At 42.1% G+C, this 23,014-nt stretch carries 21 protein-coding genes, 2 tRNA genes and 1 pseudogene; 10 read left to right on the top strand and 14 right to left on the bottom strand.

What is annotated here, in order from left to right:
* Window positions 1-521: 521 nt before the first annotated feature.
* Window positions 522-592 (bottom strand) — tRNA-Lys (locus tag AC5JL8_RS30515).
* Window positions 593-887: 295 nt separating this feature from the next.
* Window positions 888-1,085: a hypothetical protein gene (locus AC5JL8_RS30520; protein ID WP_495883425.1), complete on the bottom strand. Its 198-nt coding sequence runs from the start codon at window positions 1,083-1,085 to the stop codon at window positions 888-890.
* Between the two features lie 192 nt (window positions 1,086-1,277).
* Here AC5JL8_RS30520 and AC5JL8_RS30525 point away from each other — a divergent pair, with 192 nt between their 5' ends.
* The gene (locus AC5JL8_RS30525) at window positions 1,278-2,129 is read left to right on the top strand and encodes a polysaccharide deacetylase family protein (protein WP_495883426.1); all 852 of its coding nucleotides are present in this window, start codon (window positions 1,278-1,280) and stop codon (window positions 2,127-2,129) included.
* A gap of 111 nt (window positions 2,130-2,240) precedes the next feature.
* Here the strand turns inward: AC5JL8_RS30525 and AC5JL8_RS30530 are convergent, their stop codons facing one another.
* The 3 genes from AC5JL8_RS30530 to AC5JL8_RS30540 form a co-directional block, all read right to left on the bottom strand.
* Complete coding sequence (locus AC5JL8_RS30530) at window positions 2,241-2,630, bottom strand: alr0857 family protein (protein ID WP_495883427.1); 390 nt, start codon at window positions 2,628-2,630, stop codon at window positions 2,241-2,243.
* Between the two features lie 16 nt (window positions 2,631-2,646).
* Window positions 2,647-3,165 (bottom strand): HNH endonuclease, encoded by a 519-nt coding sequence (locus tag AC5JL8_RS30535; RefSeq protein WP_495883428.1) that lies wholly within the window; start codon window positions 3,163-3,165, stop codon window positions 2,647-2,649.
* Between the two features lie 79 nt (window positions 3,166-3,244).
* On the bottom strand, window positions 3,245-3,493 hold the full coding sequence (locus tag AC5JL8_RS30540) for a hypothetical protein (protein ID WP_495883429.1): 249 nt from the start codon (window positions 3,491-3,493) through the stop codon (window positions 3,245-3,247).
* A 72-nt stretch (window positions 3,494-3,565) separates the two neighbouring features.
* Here AC5JL8_RS30540 and AC5JL8_RS30545 point away from each other — a divergent pair, with 72 nt between their 5' ends.
* From AC5JL8_RS30545 to AC5JL8_RS30555, 3 genes are all read left to right on the top strand, one after another.
* Window positions 3,566-3,901, top strand: coding sequence for a ribbon-helix-helix domain-containing protein (locus AC5JL8_RS30545; protein WP_495883430.1), 336 nt, complete (start codon window positions 3,566-3,568; stop codon window positions 3,899-3,901).
* Between the two features lie 578 nt (window positions 3,902-4,479).
* The gene (locus AC5JL8_RS30550) at window positions 4,480-6,510 is read left to right on the top strand and encodes a sensor histidine kinase (RefSeq protein WP_495883431.1); all 2,031 of its coding nucleotides are present in this window, start codon (window positions 4,480-4,482) and stop codon (window positions 6,508-6,510) included.
* A complete protein-coding gene (locus AC5JL8_RS30555) occupies window positions 6,503-7,096 on the top strand; it encodes an SRPBCC family protein (protein ID WP_495883432.1) in 594 nt (197 codons plus the stop codon). The genes AC5JL8_RS30550 and AC5JL8_RS30555 overlap by 8 nt, the downstream gene beginning before the upstream one ends.
* A 108-nt stretch (window positions 7,097-7,204) precedes the next feature.
* Here the strand turns inward: AC5JL8_RS30555 and AC5JL8_RS30560 are convergent.
* Window positions 7,205-7,277 (bottom strand) — tRNA-Glu (locus AC5JL8_RS30560).
* 79 nt (window positions 7,278-7,356) lie between these two features.
* Entirely contained in the window at window positions 7,357-7,491 is a 135-nt protein-coding gene (locus tag AC5JL8_RS30565; RefSeq protein ID WP_495883433.1) for a hypothetical protein, read from the bottom strand.
* 68 nt (window positions 7,492-7,559) lie between these two features.
* On the opposite strand from AC5JL8_RS30565, the gene AC5JL8_RS30570 reads away from it, so the two are divergent.
* Both AC5JL8_RS30570 and AC5JL8_RS30575 read left to right on the top strand, forming a co-directional pair.
* Window positions 7,560-8,741 carry a hypothetical protein gene (locus tag AC5JL8_RS30570; RefSeq protein WP_495883434.1) on the top strand — a complete coding sequence of 394 codons (1,182 nt, stop codon included), beginning with the start codon at window positions 7,560-7,562 and terminating at the stop codon, window positions 8,739-8,741.
* 623 nt (window positions 8,742-9,364) lie between these two features.
* Entirely contained in the window at window positions 9,365-11,284 is a 1,920-nt protein-coding gene (locus tag AC5JL8_RS30575; RefSeq protein ID WP_495883435.1) for a cation:proton antiporter, read from the top strand.
* On the opposite strand, the gene AC5JL8_RS30580 is transcribed toward AC5JL8_RS30575, so the two are convergent.
* Complete coding sequence (locus AC5JL8_RS30580) at window positions 11,251-11,910, bottom strand: cytochrome b N-terminal domain-containing protein (RefSeq protein ID WP_495883436.1); 660 nt, start codon at window positions 11,908-11,910, stop codon at window positions 11,251-11,253. The genes AC5JL8_RS30575 and AC5JL8_RS30580 overlap by 34 nt on opposite strands.
* A gap of 88 nt (window positions 11,911-11,998) precedes the next feature.
* Entirely contained in the window at window positions 11,999-12,694 is a 696-nt protein-coding gene (locus AC5JL8_RS30585; protein WP_495883437.1) for an esterase/lipase family protein, read from the bottom strand.
* 595 nt (window positions 12,695-13,289) lie between these two features.
* Here AC5JL8_RS30585 and AC5JL8_RS30590 point away from each other — a divergent pair.
* A complete protein-coding gene (locus AC5JL8_RS30590) occupies window positions 13,290-14,906 on the top strand; it encodes a hypothetical protein (protein WP_495883438.1) in 1,617 nt (538 codons plus the stop codon).
* Between the two features lie 194 nt (window positions 14,907-15,100).
* On the opposite strand, the gene petJ is transcribed toward AC5JL8_RS30590, so the two are convergent.
* The 4 genes and pseudogenes from petJ to AC5JL8_RS30610 all read right to left on the bottom strand — a co-directional run bounded on the left by petJ (window position 15,101) and on the right by AC5JL8_RS30610 (window position 17,424).
* On the bottom strand, window positions 15,101-15,445 hold the full coding sequence (petJ, locus tag AC5JL8_RS30595; RefSeq protein WP_495883439.1) for a cytochrome c6 PetJ: 345 nt from the start codon (window positions 15,443-15,445) through the stop codon (window positions 15,101-15,103).
* Window positions 15,446-15,660: 215 nt separating this feature from the next.
* Window positions 15,661-16,505: pseudogene (locus AC5JL8_RS30600) on the bottom strand (IS5 family transposase).
* A gap of 101 nt (window positions 16,506-16,606) precedes the next feature.
* Window positions 16,607-17,128 (bottom strand): GNAT family N-acetyltransferase, encoded by a 522-nt coding sequence (locus AC5JL8_RS30605; RefSeq protein WP_495883440.1) that lies wholly within the window; start codon window positions 17,126-17,128, stop codon window positions 16,607-16,609.
* Window positions 17,125-17,424 carry a type II toxin-antitoxin system TacA family antitoxin gene (locus AC5JL8_RS30610; RefSeq protein ID WP_495883441.1) on the bottom strand — a complete coding sequence of 100 codons (300 nt, stop codon included), beginning with the start codon at window positions 17,422-17,424 and terminating at the stop codon, window positions 17,125-17,127. The genes AC5JL8_RS30605 and AC5JL8_RS30610 overlap by 4 nt, the downstream gene beginning before the upstream one ends.
* A gap of 205 nt (window positions 17,425-17,629) precedes the next feature.
* Between AC5JL8_RS30610 and AC5JL8_RS30615 the strand changes: the two genes are divergently transcribed.
* The 3 genes from AC5JL8_RS30615 (at window position 17,630) to AC5JL8_RS30625 (ending at window position 21,815) form a co-directional block, all read left to right on the top strand.
* Window positions 17,630-19,375 (top strand): serine/threonine protein kinase, encoded by a 1,746-nt coding sequence (locus tag AC5JL8_RS30615; protein ID WP_495883442.1) that lies wholly within the window; start codon window positions 17,630-17,632, stop codon window positions 19,373-19,375.
* Between the two features lie 422 nt (window positions 19,376-19,797).
* A complete protein-coding gene (locus tag AC5JL8_RS30620; protein WP_495883443.1) occupies window positions 19,798-20,322 on the top strand; it encodes a pentapeptide repeat-containing protein in 525 nt (174 codons plus the stop codon).
* A 302-nt stretch (window positions 20,323-20,624) separates the two neighbouring features.
* On the top strand, window positions 20,625-21,815 hold the full coding sequence (locus AC5JL8_RS30625; protein WP_495883738.1) for a M20 family metallopeptidase: 1,191 nt from the start codon (window positions 20,625-20,627) through the stop codon (window positions 21,813-21,815).
* Between the two features lie 73 nt (window positions 21,816-21,888).
* Here AC5JL8_RS30625 and AC5JL8_RS30630 read toward each other — a convergent pair whose 3' ends face one another.
* Window positions 21,889-22,776, bottom strand: coding sequence for an aspartoacylase (locus AC5JL8_RS30630; protein WP_495883444.1), 888 nt, complete (start codon window positions 22,774-22,776; stop codon window positions 21,889-21,891).
* Between the last annotated feature and the right edge of the window lie 238 nt (window positions 22,777-23,014).

Below are 23,014 nucleotides of genomic sequence, written 5' to 3' on the forward strand. Positions count from 1 at the left end.
ATTAATCCTTGCATCAATCTGAAGAATGAAATTAAATTTATATTTATTTACAATAAGATCACTCCCTAGATAGATCAGAAAAATATTGATTTAACAGGGCAATCAGCCATTATTTAATACTATTTATATTAAGTAAAGTACTAGAAAATTACCAGTCTTTATATATTATTCATCAGCTAAATATTGATGGCATTGTACAATTACAAATTACTCGATAAACTTAGAGTTAGGATATTACTCCCATTGCTACATAGTAGCGATCGCTTTCGTATTCCCGCGCATTTGTGCGTAACTTTTCGGCTACACAGTGTTCTTTGCAGACTTCATGTATCAGTTCCTCACCCCATCTAATAATTTGGCTTACTAGATGCCGCCACAGCCATTGAGGTGGACATAAAACCTTAAAACAGCATCAATTACTTCGCTTGGCTTAGTAATCTGTAATTTATCGCAGCCAGTGAGCTTATTATTAACATCTAGCCACAGATATAAATCAAGTTCTTTATCAATAAGAAAAATAGTGGGTGGTATAGGAATTGAACCTATCTCTGCGGATTAAAAGCCCGCTGCACAGCCACTATGCCAACCGCCCAATGCATACAAAATCAAGATTTCAATCCACCAGAAAGGTACTGTCCCTCCTATCTCTGAGTTATCAGCACATCACCTCACTTTCCGGCTCCCGGTGGACAGCGGATGATAGAAGATAACAGAACTACACAAGCGAGTGGCAAGGCTTGACTCGCGTTTTAAATTTGTAACCAGTAAAGGACGCTTTTACAAAGCGATCGCACAACCTAAACTTTGAGGCACGATTTTCATCAACTTGCCCATTTCATCTTCATTTTTCAAGGTTTAGATAAATTACTTTTAAGCGTTAGAGGTTGTTAGCAAAATAACCGACGCTCTAAGTAATAGTTTTGCTGTGCATTACGGATGTATTCGGTAGATTTTGCCTTTGCAAACTCAGAAGATTTCTCATTTACTTCCTCTACTTCAGATGGTTTGGAAATAGTAGGAGCTTTATTCGCTGATGGCTCTGGGTTATTCCAGCGTTTGTTAACTATTTGTATGTAGTAGAACATGGCTTTTGCTCCTTAGGAAGCTTTGCCTTTTTAGTTACATTAATACTACATAAGTAATACAAAAATTGTCAAGGGCTGGTAAAATTTTTTTGAGATTGTCTAAAAAGGCTATTTTGCAATGGTTTTAGCCTAATGAATTCCTTGAAAAAGCAAAACTAGCGCTTATGATTGGGCAGTTTTTGGAAACCTGATGTGACAGACAATCACCGCCAGCGGCAAAAGATAATTGGTGGAGTAGCGATCGCCTTTTGTGTAACAGCTTGTAGTATTACCCCAGGTATTTCTCCACAATTGGGGATTAACCAGCTAACAAATAAACTCGATGCTGCACAAGTTCCACAAAAAGCGTTAATCAACCAAGTTAATGCCCAATCGCCTGCACCAGCTAAAGTAAAAAACCTGACCTTTACTATTCCAACAAAATTTCAGGGAAAAACCGTTTATCAGGTGCAACCTAGCAACAACGAAAAAGTTATCGCCTTGAGCATTGATGATGGCCCTTGGCCCAATACCACCATAAAAATGTTGGAGATTCTCAAGCAAAATGATGTTAAAGCAACATTCTTTTGGGTAGGGCAAGCATTACAAGCAAATCCCGAAATTGCCAAACAAGTAGTAGCTGAGGGACACGCCATAGGCAACCATACTTGGCATCATTGGTATCGACGAATGGATGCAGCCACAGCCAAAAGTGAAATTGAGCGCACGAACGAACTTATATACAAAACTACAGGAGTCAAAACTAGTTTGTTCCGTCCTCCAGGAGGCGTGTTAAATAATGGACTGGCTGCTTACGCCCATAGCCAGAAATATGCTGTAGTCATGTGGTCGCAAACTTCTGCCGATACAGATCCTCGTGCTAAATCTCAAGTATTCGTGAAAAATGTCTTGAGAGATGCCAAACCAGGTTCTATTGTATTGATGCACGATGGCGGAGGCGATCGCCAAAGAACTGTACAAGCCTTGCCACAAATCATCAACGGACTCAAACAACAAGGCTACCGATTTGTGACAATTCCCGAACTACTAGAAATGCAGAAATAACAATCCTATTGGGCATTGGGCATGGGGGAGGCAGTGCGTTGGACGGGTTCCCCGGCTTGAAGCAACTGCCGTCATGGGGCATTGGTTATTTGCCCCTGCACCCCTGCCTAATTATTCGCTCATGGCAGAGGCGCAGGCTTGCGCTTCCTGCCAAATTTTATGTAGAAAGAACTCAGTGCGATCGCTCATACAAGTGACAAACACACCCGCAGCCTCCTCAGAACCGTCTGATAACCAAGAACCCCGCAGGGTGACTTCCATATATTCGGCATCACAGGTAGACAGCGCCATGATTTCACTGTCATTTCGTTTTACCTCAGCCTTGAGCTTTTCTACTCCTGGTAAATCAACAGGAAGCAAAAAGGAAGCAGTGCTAGGTTCAACGCAAAGAGATTGACCAACTCGCAGTGCCAAAATCACTCGCTGTGCTACCCACTCCTCCAGCGATAGAGTTAGACACTCTAAGTAAAAGCTCCTTTCGGTATAAGTTAATTTCAGCATTCCTTCTGCTCTCCTGTTATTCCAGGTTTGCTTGCATATCTATCCAGAACTGCTCGGCAAAAGAAATTGCCGGATGGACTGGTGCTTTAGGTTGAGTACGTAGTGGCATACCAGCCTGAGACGGAGTGCGATCGCCTTTTTGGGAGTTACATCTTTCACAAGCTATGACTACGTTATTCCATGTGTGCATACCGCCTTTAGATCGGGGAATCACATGATCCAGCGTTAGACGTTTAGTGCTACCGCAATATTGACAACTGTGATGATCTCGCCGCAACACTTCCCGCCGATTAACCGGAGGAACTTTCCACATCCGCTCACTAGAAGCAATTTTTAAACGAATGTGTTTTGGCACGTCAAGTATCAAGCTAGGGGAACGGATTTGCGATCCACCTTCTGCCGAAAATCCTAATGGTTCAGCCTTATTTGTCACTAACAACACAATCGCCCGCTTGATATTGACCCGACACAGTGGCAAGTAATTTTGAGAAAACACCACTACGGATCGCTCTAACACTTGCATTGCGCTTGTCACAGCTTGACTCCTTATAAAAAACCCCCGCTTCTTATTTAGCTGAAGCGGGGGTGGGAAATTGACCTAAAAGTTTTTTGGCCTATATCGGTACAGTATTCCTCTGCCTGTACCTCCCGCTTCTTACGTCTAGTTGTGGTTTTTCATTCAGCCCACCAATACTGATATTTCTAAAATCATAATTACCCTCTGTGATTTGCCCATATTTTTGGCCACCGTTACCCATAAAAAAATACTCCACTCCCACAGACGCTGATTCCCGACTGGTTCGGCAGTTGGTAGCGCTCAAAGAAGTAGAGATGGGATAAACGGATTTCACAGAAAATTTCACCTATTGAACATTCCTTTAAACATACTACACTTGTATTACTATCCTGTCTATACCTTTAAGGAGAAAAAACACATGCATACCATCGCTCGTACCCCAACCACTGATATGGAAGTTACCAGTATTCGTCTTGAACGGGAACTGAAAGATAAACTAAAAGATATAGCTGGCAATCAAGGATATCAAGCTCTAATCCGAGACATCCTTTGGAATTATGTGCAGCAAAAATCAGGTGAGTGGAAACCCCGATTTTCACGAACTGATATTCGGGCTAGCATAGCCGCCACAGCTCAACAAGAAGAACGTTGTGTACTTACAGGTCAACTCATTCAACCGCAACAACCAATGCTCTTAGGACTGACAAGAAATGGTGACATGGTTCCTCTGAGTATTGAGAGTTTGGCTGGATAATCTTGTATTCGTCTGAATGCAGCCCAGTTACAACTTAGGATACTAGGCTGCATTCATAAGTAAATATTATACTTTTTATAAGTCAACTATATAAAGCTAAACTTATATATTACTTACCGAATATATAGTGGTCATATTTTCCTTCGAGCCAAACCAATAGCAAGTTAGCTTACTTACGTTTTTCTGTAATATAAATACTATTTCTATTGAGAAATTTAAGTGTTAACACGCAAAAAAATCGGAGTTTTTGCCTTAATTCTAGAGAAATTACGGTTTATGTATAGTCGCAGGCAGGATATCCTAAGTCAAAGTTTGTAAATTAAGCCCATACAGACAAGGCAGCAAATATCTAGCTGAGGCTTTTTAGTATATCTTAGGTGTCTTATTACTTGTGTAGAAAATTGTTTAATATACCAAAAATTAGTCATCTGAAATAGAAAGGGGCTATAACAGGTGAGAGAAAGTCTTCATAGAAGATTTGCAATTCATCAGGGTGCACCAAACAAACTCATGGTGAAGAATTAAGTTGAGAAATTGGGTGCAGAAAAATGGGGTCGTTATCCAAGAGCGTGCCAAGAATGAAAAAGCGTTTATCATCGCCGCCACAGTGCCCAGATGACGTAGATCGACTACAACCATACCAAGTCAAGCTGATGCAGCATCAGGAAGAACCAGCCAACCAGTTGGCACACAAGATCAATCAAATCATCGCTAAAAGTTCAGCGACGACATTGATGCTGCGAGAACTAGCCAAATTGCTGGGAGTGGCTTTCAAGGTAGATTGCTGCTTAGTTACAGTTATGAGTGAGGTATGCAGTGAAACGACTACTGCTAATTGGTGTAGTGACGAATATTTAGGATTACCACACTCAGACGAAACATTCTTGATGGAACAGTTGCTGATGGAATTGCCTGTAGTGCAATGTGCTGCTGAACCATTAACCATTGAAGATATTTCGACAATTCAAAAAAGTCTGGTAACTGGTTGTCAATCCTTACCTTTACCAATAAAAGCTGTTTTGGCAATTCCCACCCGCTTTAATGATAAAAATAATGGAGTGATTAGCCTGATTAAATTCCAACCTTATGATTGGAGTCAGTCAGAAAAACAACTGCTAAAAACTATAGAGCCGTCTTGCGCGATCGCTTTTGCTCAAGTAGCACAATCACAGTTAATTGCTGCTCAACAGCAGTATTTGCAAAAAATTAACCAACACGAAAGCTTAATCAAGCAATTAACTATACTCAGCCGTAGCAACTTGGAGTTGAATCAAATGCTCCAGTTGGTAATCGCCTCGACTGCCGAATCTCTACAGGCGGATCGGGGTCTACTGATACTTTTAAAATATACTGATCCACTGTTTAGGACTCGACCTAAAAAACAAATTCCCAAGGCCAAAGCGACGGTAGTTGGTGAGTGGGCTAGGGACTTCCATTACGGCACAAATACAGCAAAAACCTTAGATAATAAGTCTTTTGTTGTTTCAGAATGTGGGTTATGCCAGCGTATGCTTATAGATTCTGGCAAGCCAATAATTATTAATGATTATACAGACCAAACAGATAACTTAACGCCGGCTCCATTGTTTGCAATCGAGATGCTACCGGCTGTACTTTTAATGCCATTAGAGAGCCAAGGCAAAGTCTTAGGATTCATAGTGCTACAGCAAGCAGTTGCTCGCAGTTGGCAAGAAGCAGAATTAAATATTGTAGAAATGGTTTGCGCTCAAGTCAGTAATGCCATAATTCAATCACAGACATTACGACAGGTACAGACTTTGGTAGATGAACGTACAGCACAATTGCAACGCAGTCTGGAAGTTCAAGCAAAATTATATGAAAGAACGCGGCAATACGTTGAGCAGCTACGAGAACTCAACCATCTTAAAGATGAATTTTTAAGCAACATCAGCGATCGCTTACGCTACCCACTGACAAATATGCTGATGTCAATTCGTAATCTACGTCTGCCAAAAATAGCACCAGAACGTCAGGCTAAGTATATAGATATTTTAGAGCAAGAATGTACCAAAGAAATCAATTTGATTAATGACTTGCTAACACTTCAGAAACTAGAGTCTCATCAAGAAACTCCGCAATTTGAAACTATTGATTTAAATACAAGAATTCAGGATTTAGCAGCATCTTTTGAGAAAAAACTGGCAGATAAAGCATTAAGTATTACCTTAGATTTACCGGAGCGCTCATTAAAGCTACAAACTGAAATAGAAAGTTTTGACCGTATTCTGCAAGAGTTATTAACTAATGCCTGTAAATACTCAGAACATGACACAATAGTTCATTTGCAAGCCGAGCATCAAGTCGATCAACTGGTCGATCAAGTTATTATTAAGGTGACAAACACAGGACGTGGCATCTCCGAAGAAGAAGCGACTTACATCTTCGACAAATTCCGTCGCGGTAAAGGACGCTGGACTCCTGGGACTGGTTTGGGTCTTGCTTTAGCTAAGTCCCTTGTGCAGCACCTAAATGGGACGATTGCCGTTGAGAGTATTCAAATCTCAGAGTTAGACCTGAGTAACATTTGTTTCACGCTCACCTTACCCCAGTTTTCTGAAGCAAGCAAACCATATTCTGAAAGTGACTGAACAAACTAACACCACAACCGGCCTTGATTTTAATGTCGCTGGAGACGAAACAAACTTCAACACGAATTTGGCTCTTGATACAGGTGCTGAACCATCTGTAGAAGTCCAAATTAAGAAAATAGCAGAAAGGCAACGGCAAATCACTGCTAAAATCCAGATACCCCAACCAGTAGAACAAATCTGGAAGGTTTTGACAGATTATGAAGGATTAGGCGATTTTATTCCTAACCTTGCTAAGAGTCGTCTGCTTGAGCATCCTAACGGTGGTATTCGACTAGAGCAGATAGGCTCTCAGCGCCTACTAAACTTTAACTTTTGTGCGCGTGTAGTTCTTGATTTGGAAGAATATTTCCCCAAAGAAATTAATTTTCGTATGGTAGAGGGAGATTTCAAAGGCTTTTCTGGTAGCTGGTGCTTAGAGCCTTATTCTCTCGGTGAGTTGATGGGAACAAATCTCTGCTACACAATCCAAGTTTGGCCTAAACTCACTATGCCAGTGACAATCATTGAAAATCGCCTCAGCAAGGATCTGCGGTTAAATCTTTTAGCTATTTACCAGCGTGTAGAGCAGTTAGCCAGCAAATAAAATTAGTAATTAATCAGCCTATCCTGAATTCACATCAATTAAAGGATAGGTTTTTATTTTAGTAGGATAAATCAAAGGCAACTTTTTGCACTTTAATTTTCTTTTTAATACCCCCAGGGGAATTCGAATCCCCGTTACCTCCGTGAAAGGGAGGTGTCCTAGGCCTCTAGACGATGGGGGCGTCTTGGACTCAAACCTTTTATAAAATAACTAATTTCCCAGGCGATGTCAACAGTTTTTGCTAAAAAAATTTGTTTTCGCTAAATTAAGTGCAAGTAGACGCGATCGCCCGTATGAAGACACGCTTGTTCTTCCAGAACAGGCTCCCTCAAAGCTCCGCTTTGAGGCAACCACACGGAGTGCGGTTGGGCAACAGGGCGCGCGGAAGCGATCACCAGCCGATACTCAAATCAACCTTGGGCACAGTGAGTGTGGGCTTTACCCGTACTAAGGGAGAAATTTTATGTCCATCTCGAACGGGATCAGAAATTTATCAACGGCCACTTTGGGTGCTGCGTTAATTACTCTAGGAATCCCTAAGTTAGCTATAGGAGCATCGCTGTATTCTATTTTAGATCTGGGGACACTAGGCGGTGAAAGAACTGATGAGATTGGAGTATCCGATATCAACAACTCTGGCCAAGTAGTCGGTTATGCAGATGCACCTGGTGGATTAGAGTTCAATCATGCCTTTCTTGCGGAAAAAGGCAGCATCAAGGATTTAGGTACGCTTGGTGGTTACAATAGTGCCGCCAGAGGTATCAATAACTCCAAACAAGTAGTTGGCGAGTCTCTTAACAGCAGTCTGCTGCGCCGCGGCTTCCTTTGGGAAAAGGGTGTGATGACAGAGCTAAAAACTCTTGGCGGACCTTGGAGTGTTGCCACTAATATCAACGATGCCGGCACAGTTGTTGGCTTTTCCACACCCACCGGAACCACCGAAGAAGAACACGCCGTTCTCTGGAAAAACGGCCAAATCCAAGATTTAGGAACGCTGAATAATAGTAGCTATAGTTTCCCTTCTGACATTAATGAATTAGAGCAAGTAGTTGGCTATTCGGATGGTCGTGCTTTTCTCTGGGAAAATGGAGTAACCAAGGATCTGGGCACTCTGGGGGGTGATAATAGCTCGGCTTATAGCATTAATAACTTAGGTCAAGTGGTGGGCTATTCTGATGTCGAGTATGGTTTCCCCCGTCATGCTTTCCTTTGGGAAGATGGTGTGATGGAGAGTCTCGGCACTCTTGGTGGCGATGATAGCTACGCCTACGACATCAACAATCTGGGCCAGGTTGTTGGTAGCTCCCAAACAGGTAAATTGAGAGAATATCCCTACTTACCATCCAACTTAACTGAAGAAATTGCTCATGGTTTTCTTTGGGAAAATGGTGTTATGACTGACCTAAATACTTTAATTCCTGACTCCTCTGGCTGGGAAGTAATATCTTCATGGGGTATTAACGACCTTGGGCAGATTACAGGTGTTGGCGTAAAGAATAGTCAGTGGCGTGCTTTCCTAATGTCCCCTAAATCTGTCCCCGAACCTGGTTCTATATTTGGCAGTTTATTAGCATTGACTGGTGGAGTAGGTTTAGCGCTGAAATACAAAAAGTACAAGCAATTTAACGGTGACTTTAAAAGCTGAAACTCAGAGCTGATTCGTAAAGAAAATCTTAAGGATATCTAACTCTTTGCTGGATAAGGCTTTGAGAAAATAAAGGCTTGATTCTCCCAAATTAGTGAAACCCTTACGGGACAAGGATTTTACTCTGGTTTACAAATTAGCTCTCAGTTTTTGCTTTCTAGTGTTAGAAACACATCTTAATTCGTAAATCTGCAAAAAATTACTGTAAACTTTGGGTTTTATAAGCCATTGCTATTGCAAATTTATAAAAATTTTTGGCTATATTTGTGTAATCGTAAAGCCAAATATATTCTATTTTTTGCTGTTTTGAGTTGATACCAGCCGTTTACTGTTATAGCGTTGGAAGATACATAATTTTTTAATGATCCGCTAAAGACGCCAAGTCAGAGAGAGAAGAATAAATAGGTAATTTTATCAGCAGGAAAGGAGTAAGAGTACTTTTAGTTTCTAGCTAGGCATTACTGCTTTTTTGCCAATAGGCTGAGAATAGAGTATTATAAAAAACTAAGTATAAAAAAGTTTGAATTTAACAAAGGAAAAAGGGTGTGATGTTGTACCCTTTAGAGGTAATGTTTACTATTCTTTACAAAAGATTTTGATATATATCGCTCAAAATCTACTACATGGAAGCATCTTTTGACATCACCCTACAAATGGTGACTGCTGTTGTTGCAGGTATTAGCGCCCAAGTGCTTGCTGCCTATCTCCGCTTACCCAGCATTGTATTGTTGCTGCTGTTGGGCATCATGCTGGGGTCTGATGGTATTGGTTTATTGCATCCTCATTTGCTAGGTACAGGTCTGGAAGTTATTGTCGCCCTAGCTACGGCAATAATTTTGTTTGAAGGTGGACTCAACCTAGATTTGCGAGAGTTGGGGAGAGTTTCCGTTAGCTTACAATTGTTGGTCACCTTAGGAACGCTAATCACATTGATGGGCGGTAGTATGGCGGCTCATTGGCTAGGTGAATTTCCCTGGAATATAGCCTTTCTCTACGCTTCGATAATCGTGGTTACAGGCCCAACCGTCATCAATCCGCTGCTGAAACAAATCAATGTTGATCGACAAGTGGCAACGCTTTTAGAAGGAGAAGGCGTTTTAATTGACCCAGTGGGGGCTATCCTAGCCTTTGTTGTCCTTGATACGATTTTGAACGGCGATGCCGACCCAATCAATGCCATCATCGGTTTACTTATACGTCTTGGGATTGGTGGAGCAATTGGTGGTGCTGGCGGTTATTTGATGAGCTTGATTTTTAAACGCGCCAATTTTTTGTCCTTTGAACTGAAAAACTTGGTGGTGCTGGCGATACTCTGGGGTTTATTCACATTAGCGCAAACTATCCGCAGTGAATCGGGAGTAATGACAACGGTGGTTGCTGGAGCAGTATTTGCCAACTCCTCAGTACCAGAAGAAAGATTTTTGCGACACTTCAAAGGTCAATTAACCATTCTCAGCGTTTCTGTACTGTTTATTTTGTTAGCAGCTGATTTATCTATTGCCAGTGTGTTTGCCTTGGGTTGGGGCAGTTTATTCACGGTTTTGGTACTAATGTTCGTCGTTAGACCAATTAACATTCTTTTGTGTACTTGGAACAGTGACCTCAACTGGCGACAGAAATTGTTTTTAAGTTGGGTTGCTCCTAGAGGGATTGTTGCGGCCTCTGTTGCCTCTTTATTTGCAATTTCGTTGACACAAAAGGGTATCAACGGTGGTGATGCGATCAAAGCCCTAGTGTTCTTAACAATTATTATGACGGTTGTTTGTCAAGGCATTACTGCTGGACAGGTTGCTAAGTGGCTGCAAATCACCTCCAAAGAAGCGACTGGGGCGGTGATTGTAGGTTGTAATCCTTTGAGTCTGTTAATTGCCCGGTTCTTTCAAGAACGGGGTGAAAATGTAGTGATGATTGATACTGACCCGGACTGCTTTGCACAAGCTGAAGCTCAAAATCTGCGGGTGATTGCTAGTAGCGCGCTGGATACTGCGGTGTTGGAAGAAGCGGGACTAGCTTCTATGGGCACTTTTTTGGCTATGACTAGTAATGGCGAGGTCAATTTTGTCTTGGCACAACGAGCAGCTGAGGAATTTCATCCGCCGCGTGTCTTAGCTGTTTTTCCCCGTGACCCGCAAGCAAATACTTCTACAACTAGTAAAGTTAACCAAGCTTTCGTTTCAGACTTGGCAATTAAAACTTGGAATGAATACTTGAATGATGGGCGAGTGAAGTTGGGAACAACTACGCTGACTGAGTTGGAATTTTCTACTCAACAGGATCATATACAGGAAAAGATTCGGACTGGGGTATTAGTACCGTTATTGGTAGAACGAGAACAACGCTTACAGGTAATGCCAGTTAATCAAGAATGGGAAGTTGGCGATCGCATTATCTATTTATTGTATGACCCCAGACCTAATCTTTTAAAACGCTTATCTGGTGCGAGTCAGTCCACTCCCCTATCTCTGGAAAAGTTACCTGAGGTTGAAGAAGTCCCCCTATCGAAACTGGCTCAACTTTCCGCTAGTGAAACTTCTGGCGCTTGATCAAAGCCACTTTCGTTCATTTTGGATGTCAGTTCTTCTGCGTACATTTCTCGCTCTTGCCACAGTACAGCAGATAAATGCACCACAGCCAGAATTAGGGCGACAGGCGAAATAATATAACTGTTTAAAGCGTAAAGGTGTTCAACAGTTATAGTGCTAATAGCTCCCCCGCCAGTTAAGATGTCTCGCAACTGTCCACCGATGAAAGGAATGGCTTCGATGTTTCCTAGCTCAATGCTAAAACGCCAGTATCCTTCTTGAGTCCAGTCTAAAAGCATTGCTGTCCAATCTAGAGCGATCGCACTTAGAGTAAACAAAATCCCACTAATCCAAGCAGTTAGCCAACTCTTGCGAAATTGCCGACCTAAAAACATCACTACAATTTGAATTAAGGCCACAGCAATTACAGCGTTACCAGCAATATCATGGGTTTTGTGAAATAACCAGCCGTATGGTACTTGTGTATCAATCATCTTCAGCGACTTATAAGCACCACCAGCTGTCGGTTCGTAATAAAAAGACAGTAAAACTCCAGTAGTGAGGTCAATCAAGCACAGAGTAAGAATCACGACTGATAATATTGTCGTTAGTCGCCGCAAAATCCTATCGAAATGAGTGATTTGCATGACTGACACCTCTTTATTTTGAGTAAAAGTGTATTTTTATTACAATCTTAACTAAGAAAAGTTAACTTAGTTTACCCTTTGGATATATTTAAGCCAAATATTGTGCCCAAGTTTGCAGCGTTTCTGGTGAGCCATACCAAATACCAGGGCTTCTGGGAGAATGCCTGACGCCTTCAATGACAATATTTTCGGCACCATCCAAATGAGCAGCTGCAATGGGCGTGATCCCGTCTCCCCAAGTGTTTCCTTGACCACAAGTTAATTGATAACTACTGTAAGCGAACCAGCTACCGGGTCGCTTTTGTCCAAAGATAGTTTTGCCAGCTATACATACATAACGAACGTTTTTGTAAAAAGCTCCAGGATAGTTATTGCTGACAAAATCTAAATTCCAACGTGTCCAGCGCTCTTGGCTAACATGAGGTGTACCTAAAGTGATGAGAGTCGCAACCAGAGGGTGAGCTTCCCACAGAGATGATTGTGCTTCACCACTCCCCAAATAAGGCTTTTCTCCCAAGTAGATGCGAGATATCCATCCCCCTGCCGAATGACCAATCAAGTTAATTTGAGAAGTTTGATATTGCTGCAATATCTGCTTTACAGTGCGATCTAGTTGCCAAACAATAGGTGTTACAGGTCGTCCGCCGATCAGGGATATCCAGTCCCGTCGGCGCAGCGGTACTGTAACTGTAGGAAAACCCAACTGTTGTAGAGATTGTTCGAGTTGGCGGTAGGCGATCGCGCTTTCTAAATAGCCAGGTAAAATAACTGTTGGTAAAGGCATTTTAAATTTTAAATGTAAAAGTTTTAAACTTGAGATTTTTTTTACACAATCTCAAATTATTATGATTGTGTGCCTGATTAAAATCTCTAAAAGAATAACAACACCAACCACAATTTTAGGTTGGGCTGACGTGTTAGGATAAATTAGATTCAGTTACCTGTGTACTGATTTATTTTTATTTATACTTAAGCTTGGTATCTGTGATTACAGCATATTTGAGCGCAAATAGAATATTTAGTGAAACAGGCAAATTGAACAGCCGACGAAGTATATATTGAGACTGATATAAAGTCTGGCGATAAGCCATTTGTGCGTCTACGCTCAAAGTTGCAACTACCATAACCTTTAGTTGGAATTGTGGGAGTTATAAAAGCCAAAAATAATAATTTTTTAATCGCCTCGTTAGCAAATGCAACTTTGAAGTACAATATTACCTTATTACAAAAATAAAATCCTGGAAAAAATGCCAAAATTGCTGTTTTGGGACTAGTACAGGAAGCTATGATTTTTAAAGGAACGCATCTATTGCCACGGTAGTCCGCTTAATAATTTATTGAAAGTTAACTGCAACCGAGCCGAGTGAACGATAACAGCTATGTCTTACGTCTCCCTGCTGAAAAATCTACCAGAAATCTTAAGCCAGCCAACTGGGATAGCAGCTATAGCCTCTCTTGGCATCCACGGTGCTATTGCGTTGATTGTGCCATTGATGCCTGTAGACTCCAATAAATCTCAAGAATCAGCATCGTCAAAAACAGTCGGAGTCTTGGAATTAAGCCAAGCTGACCAAAATCGACTGCCACAAATTCCAGGCACATCACCAGCTCCTCTACAATCCCCAGTGCCTTTGGAATCACAAATTCCTTCTTTGAACCCGGATACCCAAACTGCTGCTTTACCTCCGTTACCAGCACCACCTGCGCCTAGTCAGCTAGTACTACCGGCCATCCCTAAAGCACTTGATAATTACCGCATTTCCTCGCTACCCCAAAGACAACCTCTACGGATAGCTCCCAGAGGAGATTTCCGATTTGACACATCTGGTTTCAAAGCCAAGGAAAAATTCTCTTCATCAGCTCCGCGTTTCAGTAACAGGGATATAGCAATAGCACAAACTAAACCATTGCCAATCAGCAAATTGCCTGTATTGCCGGAGGCTAAAATACCTGATGGACTGCTAAACTCTCCATCTCCCAATCTCTCTGAGACCACCGCCGCTACAACACCAGCCATAACACCAGATGTAAATACCACTCCACAAAATACTCAGCTTAGAGAAGATGCATCTAAAGTTGCTCAAAACGAGCAGCTAGTAGCTCGTATTAGAGAAACTCCACAAGCTGGGGATAACTTATTAATAGCGAGGGAAAGCATACCGCAAGGACAAGTAGGATCTACATCGGCAATACCCGTTGAGTTACCTGCAATAGGAACAGAAAAGGCGCTCGCGCAGATCAACTCTTACGAAAACCTCAGAAAAGCAGTACAGCAACAATATCCGAATGCAGCAGAAAAGGCTGTCATCCGTGAGTCGATTGTTACAGATAAACCTGAGCAGGAAGGTCTAGTCTTGGGTCGATTAGTGGTAGATCCTGATGGTAAAGTCTTGGATATTAAATTTGAAACCAAGTTAGTCTCGCCAGCCCTGCAATTAAAAACGAGGGAATACTTTAACACTCATCCTCTAAAGGGAGATAAGCAAATTGCTCATCACCCATTTAGCTTGGAGTTTAGAAATAACAGCGATAATGCGGTTGGGGATACTCAAAAATCATCGCCCGTATCGGCGTTGACTGCTCAACCATTACCCAATCCGGTAGTTAATAGCAATCAACCTTTACCCGTATCAGCGTTTACTGCTAAACCATTATCTAATCCAACAGTCAATAGCAATAGCCAATCTTTACCTGCACCAACAAATACTGCTAAACCATTATCTAATCCGGTAGATAATAGCCAGTCTTTACCTACACCAACAAATACTGCTAAACCATTATCTAATTCAACAGTCAATAGAAATCAGCTTACGCCTGCACCAGTGGACGGACTTAAGCCATTATCTGCACCCACCCCAGCAGCTACAGCTAAACCATTAACTACGTTAGATAGCAATAGAAATCAGACTGCATCCTCTGTGGAATCTGGTAAAAAACTAATACGACAGTTGCGTGAATTGAGACAGCAAAGACAAGGCTCTAATCAAGAAAAATAAAAACTGCTTAGAATTTGATATCTAGAAATTTGGAGAGGAGTTAAAAATGAATAAGGATGAATGATTCATTTGCTCATTCATCCTTGATCATTATGATTATCCTTAATCCGGTTTTTTCGGATGTTTTTAGAGGTTAAAAACTCTCTGGCTAAACAAAGAGTTTTCGCCTTTCCTAAATACATATTTCAGGCAGTTTACCAACCCTTTTCTGCTTGTTGAAAAACGTAAGCAGCTACTTCTAAAATCTCCTGATTACTTAACTTAGCTTTGAAGGCAGGCATAGCATTTTTACCGTTTTGTACCTGGTTGATAATTGCTTGAATAGAGTCATTGTCATAATTTTCCAGGTATTTTGATAATGCTTCCTTTTTCAAGGTTTTCTGGCTAATGAGGATGTTACCACCACCTATATGGCAAGAAGAACAGTTCGCGTTGAAGATTTTGGCTCCATTGGATATTTCGGCAGCTAATGCTGGAACAATGAATGTGAATCTGAATAGGGCGATCGTCAACAGCAGGATAAATAAAAGTATTCTCAAGATGTTCTCCTTGCAACAATACTTCAGCAACTGCTCGCATGGCCTTTAGTCAGTTTTCGATAGCTGCTAAAAGTCACAAATTGTATTACATTGCAGTTACCAACCGCTATGTGTACTCTATCCTATGAAGCGCTAATTTCTGTAACGTATAGACGTAAATCAGCACCAGAGGATTAAAATTAAATATTTGCAGCTTTAAATTTTAGGGCGTGTCATCAATTAAGCCAGATAACGGCAGCAGCAAGATAAATTGCGCCCAGAAAGTTCCTTGCCCGCTGATCATAACGTGTTGCGATTGCGCGAAGCGCAGTGCCAAAGGCAATCGCTCGATATTGCTTGAGTTGGGCAAAGAAATTCTCAATCAGATGTCGTGCTTTATATAAGTCTTTGTCATACTCACGAGAAACAATACGGTTGCGTTTAGGCGGAATAACTACCGTTTTGCCCTGTTGTTCAAGTCGCTCAATCACGCGCTCATCAGCATCGTATCCCTTGTCCGCAAGCAGTGTATCGGTATCGGCTCCATCAAGGTCACATGCTTGTCCAGGAGTCAGGTGAAAGCCGATAGGATTGCCCAAGGCATCCACCAAGGTATGAATCTTGGTACTCAATCCACCTTTGCTGCGTCCGATGGCTTCCCTAGACGCATCCCCCCCTTTGCTCCGGCACTGTGTTGGTGGGCACGCACAATCGTCGAGTCAATCGGGAGCATATTCGTTGTCTGCATCCTCGGCTAAGGCTTCAAACACCCGTTGCCACACTCCGCGCTTTGCCATCGACTCAAACGGGTATGAACTACTCGAAAATCCCCAAACCTTTCGGGTAAGTCTCGCCACCCACTCAGGGTTATTGCAAACAAGGCTCCAATTTGCAACGATCGAAAATCCCCAAACCTTTCGGGTAAGTCTCGCCACCGGATACCTGCAAGGGGAGAATACAGTACGGCTTCGACAAACAATCGATTATTTTTAGCCGTCACTGCGACAGTCTCTTTTCGCCCTGGTAGTAGGTCTTTGATGCGTTCCCACTGGTCATCTCGCAAAGCATAGCGGCGCGTCATTTTTACACTCCTCCTCATGACTCAACTCGCGCTTGGCTATCAATTCTAAATTAGATTGATGCCTATTTGATGACACGCCTTAGCATAACGCACCTTCCTAGCTAAAATTTATCTTTACTCAATGCAATCCTTACACTTGCAAGCGTAACCATAAGTGTCATTGGATTGACTGGTGAAGGAATAAACCCACGCTCCTCATAAAACTTTTTTGCCCTTTCTGAGATAGCGTGTACAAGAATAGCTCTGATTCCTAAAATTTCAGATGCTTGCAATATACGAAGAACAGCATCACGCAATAATGCACTCCCAATCCCTTTTTGCTGCCAGTGAGAATCTACAGCGAGTCTGCCAATAACTACAAGAGGTATGGGATCAGGCATATTGCGTTTAACTCTACCTGGAGCTTCGGCATGTATTACACTGGCAGTAGCCAGACAGTAATAAGCAATAACTTTTTGTCCAACCGTTACAACATAAGTTCGTGAAGCCTCACCTTCATTTTTTAATGCACGACTCTTCAACCAATCGTCCAATTCTGGATACCCTGAATTAAATTCATTCAAATCATAGTTTGAATTTATTGGTTGAGGAGCTTGTAACTCTTGATTCTCCTCTATTGTCACACTTCATCCCAAGGCGCTTTTTTTGTCAATAATTTGCGTAAATTCTGGTTTTCCATAGGTGGTGCATCGAGAGCATCCATAAATTGTTTAAACTTTGCGTCATCTAAAATAAATAATCTGCGTTCAAGTAAGACAGCTTCAGCTTCTCGACAAGCTGCTTCTAGCATAAAATCTGAGCGATTTTTACCAAGAATCTCCGCCGCATGATCTATTAAATCACGCTGCGTTTGGTGTACCCGGATATTGATCGTCAGATTACGGTTCCGATTGACTGGCTCTGTTGATTTCTTTTGCATCAATCAATCTCCTCTAAATGTCTTTTATATAATCAACATACAAATTTTGTAAACACAATGTCAATACAAAAACTCATTTTTCCTCTTAAAGAGGTTGTTACTCACGATCAATTAAGTGAAATTCTGCAAATTCTAGCGTATCTGGATGAATTCCAGAAACCTAAAGAAACGCTAAAATCAAGTCAGCCTTTGTATCGTAGCGGTTGTGTCCCACATCACTCAGAGTGCGGTTCACTGCATTAACCCTGACTGTCAACGTCCCTATCCTCAGCCTTGGGGAAACAAATTTTGTAACAGCTGTGGCGCACCGCTACAGTTGTTAGACCGCTATATCCCACTTCAGCCTTTGGGATCGGGAGGATTTGCCCAAATTTACACAGTTTGGGATGAAAAAACGCAGACAGAAAAAGTGCTGAAAGTATTGGTAGAAAATTCACTGAAAGCACTGGACTTGTTTAGACAAGAAGCGGCAGTTTTAAGCAATTTGCGGCATCCGGGTGTCCCTAGAGTCGATGCAGATGGCTATTTTCAATTAAATTTGTCTAATCCCAAACTACGTCAACTGCCTTGTCTGGTGATGGAAAAAATCAACGGGCAGACTTTAGAAGAAATTCTTAAAAGCTATCCTCTAGGCTGTCCAGAGATTATGGTGTTCAACTGGGTTACCCAGGCTGTACAGATTTTGCAGGAATTGCACAAACACCAGATTATTCACAGAGATATCAAACCTTCTAATTTAATGCTGCGTAACTCCTTGCCAACTATACCTCTGGTTCGGCAGGAAACAGGGGGGGATCAATTGGTGTTGATTGATTTTGGCGGGGCCAAACAATTTAGCAGCCCTATGCTTCGTTCTCAATCGAGTTCAACTAGATTATTTTCTTCCGGCTACAGCCCACCAGAACAAGTTACTGGGGGTAATGTGGGGCCAAGTTCTGATTTTTATGCCCTTGGTCGCACAGCAATTGAATTACTAACATGTAAGTATCCCCCAGAGTTGGAAGATCCACAGACTGGGGGGTTGCGCTGGCGTAGTCGGGTGAATGTGAATCCGCAGTTTGCAGATTTGTTGGATGAGATGGTGCAAGAGGATGTACGATCGCGCCCAGCAAATGCCAATATTATTCAAAAACGTTTGGCGAAAATTTCTCGAATATCACAGCAGAATTTATTTTCTATACTTCAAGGCTTTTGGCAGCAAGTATTAAATAAACTGATACTGCTAATGCAAGCTGTGGAAAAAGCCTTAGCGAACTTTAGCAAAGCTGTTGGCAAGACTACTCTTTTTATACTTCAGGCGATCGCTAAATTCTTACTAGCCTGTCTGGTAACAATTTGGGCGATGATTCTGACTGGGCTTGGTGCTGCTATCGGTACGATCGCCGGTTTTATTTTGGCCTATCGCACAATCTTAGGCGATCGCGTTGCCGAATTTATCTTTCGTCAGCTACCTGGCTTATTTTCCGATACTTCAACTGTATTAGGGGCAGAAATTCTAGTGTTTGCTGCCGCAGGTTTAGGAACTGCATGGGGACTAACAGCTGCGGGTGGTTTTGGTCAGCGACGGCGGTTTTTGGTAGCATCGCTGATGGGTATGATTAGCTATGGCTTTGGCTGGTTAGTTTTGCAATTCACCACACCCAGAAATAGTAATGAAGGGTTGGTGATGTCAATTGTGTTTGCAGTTTTCCTGTTCACCCTCGGTTTAGGTCTTCGCAGCCATCGTATAGTTTACGCTGTCATTGCTTCCTTGGGTACTGCACTTTTATTCATTAGTTTGATTCGTTTAGGGTTGCCACCAGATGTATTTCAATTTTCTAGTCAACCCCAATGGCAGGAGTTACCCCTGCCATTAGGTTTTTTTATTGTTGAAGGTGCGTTTCTAAGCTTTTGGTTAGCAGTGAATTATTACCTAATTGTGCCTGGGTTGCGCTTTTTAGGGTGGCGTTAAGAAAATGCCCAAAATTAAGATCCCCCTAGCCGTTTTTTATCATCGGCCTAGGGGGATCAAATATGTGGTAGTCTATAATTGGTTCAGTATAGTTCGTTACGACTAGATTCTAATCCCTACATTTTATTTTGGCTAGTATCATTACTAGAATTTATAAGATTTTTATAACTTCTTCATCGTCGCTTCATTAGCCGCTATTTGGTGAGAAATTCGGATATGTTAAGTATGACATACGTATAGTTGTTATACCGTGTCCGTGACCGTTGAAATGCCCATAATTTAGGTACTCTACCTAGCCTATGGTGTGAGCCAGAGACTACCCTCTGTGTTTGTCATCAGAGTTTGGCGATGGTGTAAGTATTATGGGGCTTTAACGGAACACGAGAGTACTTGTCATCCGTTAGTGAATATCCGTAAAAAATATGAAACTTAAGACTGTCGCTACCCTGACCCTGTTAACTTGTTTTGGATTTGCACAACAAGCTCTAGCATTGAACCAACAAGATTTAGAGCAATTGAAGACAACGGGTAACTGTCCCAGGTGCGAGTTGGGTGGTGCTGACCTCACACAAGCTAATCTGCCAGGAGCTAATTTGCGTGGGGCTAATTTGAAGGGAGCCATTTTATCTCAGGCTAATCTCACCAATGCAGACCTTACCGGTGCAAACCTAGAAGCTGCGATTCTGAGTTCTGCGAATCTCAAAGGTGCTTCCTTAACCGGTTCAAATTTGAAATCAGCATCTTTAGAGAATGCCGATTTATCTTTTGCTGGTTTCATCAGTGCCAATTTGGAAGCAGCTAACCTCAAGGGTGCCACATTGCTGTTCACTAATTTTCGGGCGGCAAATTTCCGGCTAACAACAATGGCTAATGGTGTCGTCACCTCTGACAAACCTTATGGCTGGTCGTTGCAGGAAGGCCCAGACCAAGTTACTCCGAAGAAATAGGCGCAAATATTCACGCTCAAGAAGAGGCAAAGGAGCAGGGGCGCACTGCCTACCCTTAAAAAGGGATGCTATTTTTCTTCTTTAACCCCCTGAAAAAGGGGGTCGTCGTAAGCGGGGGGATCTTATCCGAAACCTTATTTACTAAAGTTATAAATGACTCGTTTTTGAGAATAAAATCGCTGTATTCTTTATATATCAAGGCTTATAGCATAAGCTTCCGTTGATATTGTGGTAATTTCAGGTTAGCTACTGGTTAACACTTCTTTATCATGGGAACAAAGCCAGTCAACTGCGATCAATCTATGCTTACCGAGATTAAAGACTTAGCCACAAAACTAGCACCCCGCCTCATTGAAATTCGCCGCCACATCCATGCTCACCCAGAACTCAGCGGTCAAGAATACCAAACAGCTGCTTTTGTTGCTGGTGTGCTGTCTTCTAGTGGTTTGCATGTGCAAGAGGGGGTTGGCAAAACTGGGGTTATTGGCGAACTGCAAGGTACTGGTAAAGATCCCCGTTTATTGGCAATACGTACCGATATGGATGCTTTGCCAATTCAAGAACGTACTAGGTTGGAATACACCTCTCGCACCGCAGGCGTGATGCACGCTTGTGGACATGATGTCCATACCACAGTGGGCTTAGGAACAGCAATGGTACTGTCCCAAATGGCAGAAGCGTTAGGCGGTAAGGTGCGGTTTTTATTTCAAGCAGCCGAGGAAATTGCTCAAGGAGCAAACTGGATGGTTAAAGATGGAGCCATGAAAAATGTCTCGGCTGTATTAGGAATTCATGTTTTTCCTTCCATACCCGCAGGTTCGATTGGTGTGCGTTACGGTGCATTGACCGCCGCCGCCGATGATTTAGAGATTATCATTATTGGCGAATCTGGGCATGGGGCGCGTCCTCATGAGGCGGTTGATGCAATTTGGATTGCTTCGCAAGTAATTACCGCGCTGCAACAGGCAATTAGCCGGACACAAAATCCCCTACGTCCTGTAGTATTGAGCATTGGACAGATTAATGGTGGGAGAGCGCCAAATGTGATTGCCGATCAGGTACGCTTGCTGGGAACCGTGCGATCGCTCCACCCCGAAACTCGTGCTAATCTCCCCAAGTGGATCGAAAATATCGTCGCTAATGTTTGCAATTCCTATGGTGCGCGTTATCAAGTCAATTATCACCAAGGCGTACCCAGCGTTCAAAATGATTATGCCCTGACACAATTGTTTCAATCAGCAGCTGAAGAAGCTTGGAGTAGCGATCGCGTCCAAGTCTTACCCGAACCCTCCCTTGGCGCTGAAGATTTTTCTGTTTATTTAGAACACGCTCCTGGTTCTATGTTTCGCTTGGGCGTAGGCTACCCAGACAGACTTATTAATCACCCATTACACCACCCCGAATTTGAAGTCGATGAATCTGCAATTCTCACCGGGGTTGTGACTATGGCGTATGCTGCTTATAAATACTGGCACTGCCCTCAAACCCTCTAAAAGAAAGGGTTTTTATCCTGCTATTAATAGGTAAAACCTACAACCCTCTCCTCTGCTCCTCTGCCCCCCTGCCTCATAAAGATAATACTTCTTGTAGCTGTTGAGTTATACACATGGCAACGCCTTTTTCGTAGTAAGCTGCTTCGTTAATAAACACCGGGAATACAGTTGAGTCACCTTCATAGGCAATCTCTTGTCCATCAAAAGTTAAAAATATTAGTTCCCCAGGATGCAGTGCTTCATAATCTCTAAATTGCAGCTGAGGATGAATCATTGCTTGAATTTCTCCAACTTCATTTCTGGGATAATCTATTGTCTGAATAGTTTGATAAATAGTAAATGTATCTTTTACTTGCGGTGGTGTTCCCTCGTTGTAGGCTTCCACATAGTCAAGAATTATGTGAACAAGTTCTTTAGTTTGCTGAAATAAAGTTGCATTCAATACTCCTTGAGCAACTGCACCGACTTCGATAGTGCAGCCAAATTCGCAAATCGAATCTAGATAAGGCCTATCAGAGGTTTTTGGCTCTGAATAAAGTACCTTAACGTTGGGATTTACACTAGAAAGATAAGCCGCTAACCGCAAGTTAAATGAATGTTTGCTTGGCAAAATAATTGTTAGCCTCATGTTGGAGGTTGTGCTGTGTAAATCAATAACAAAATCCGCCGCCAAGCTACCTCCAGTCCCGAAAGTTCGGTAAATTGCTTTGGCTCTTTGTGCTTCGTAACTTGAAAGCTTTGGATTTTCTAAATCTTGGCGTTGAAAACAGCGATTGAGGTCAGTATCTACATATCTTTTCCCAATTTCATATGCTTTGGGATTGGCGATCAAAGTGTAACTTTCAAAGCTTTCTCGCTGAATTAGCTTAGGCATTTCCTCAAATTTTTTAACCAGGTAAATACCTATAAGTTCGTTTCCGTGGGTTCCACCGACAATAACAACACGCTTAATTTGATTCATAGTTACAATAATTCCTCCTCTTAGTTTGAAAAGCTAACCTGCTGAGAATAAATCGATATTATTTATTACACTATAGGATTCCTATTTAATTTATGAAATACGCGTAGGGTAGGCAATGCCCACCAAAACCCGGATATGGTGGGCATTGCCCACCATACATTTTTTTGAAGATTTCTATAGGAAAAAATTATTATATTTACAACACAAATTTTTCTTAATTAGGAATTACAAGGAATAA

Source organism: Mojavia sp., from assembly GCF_059505145.1.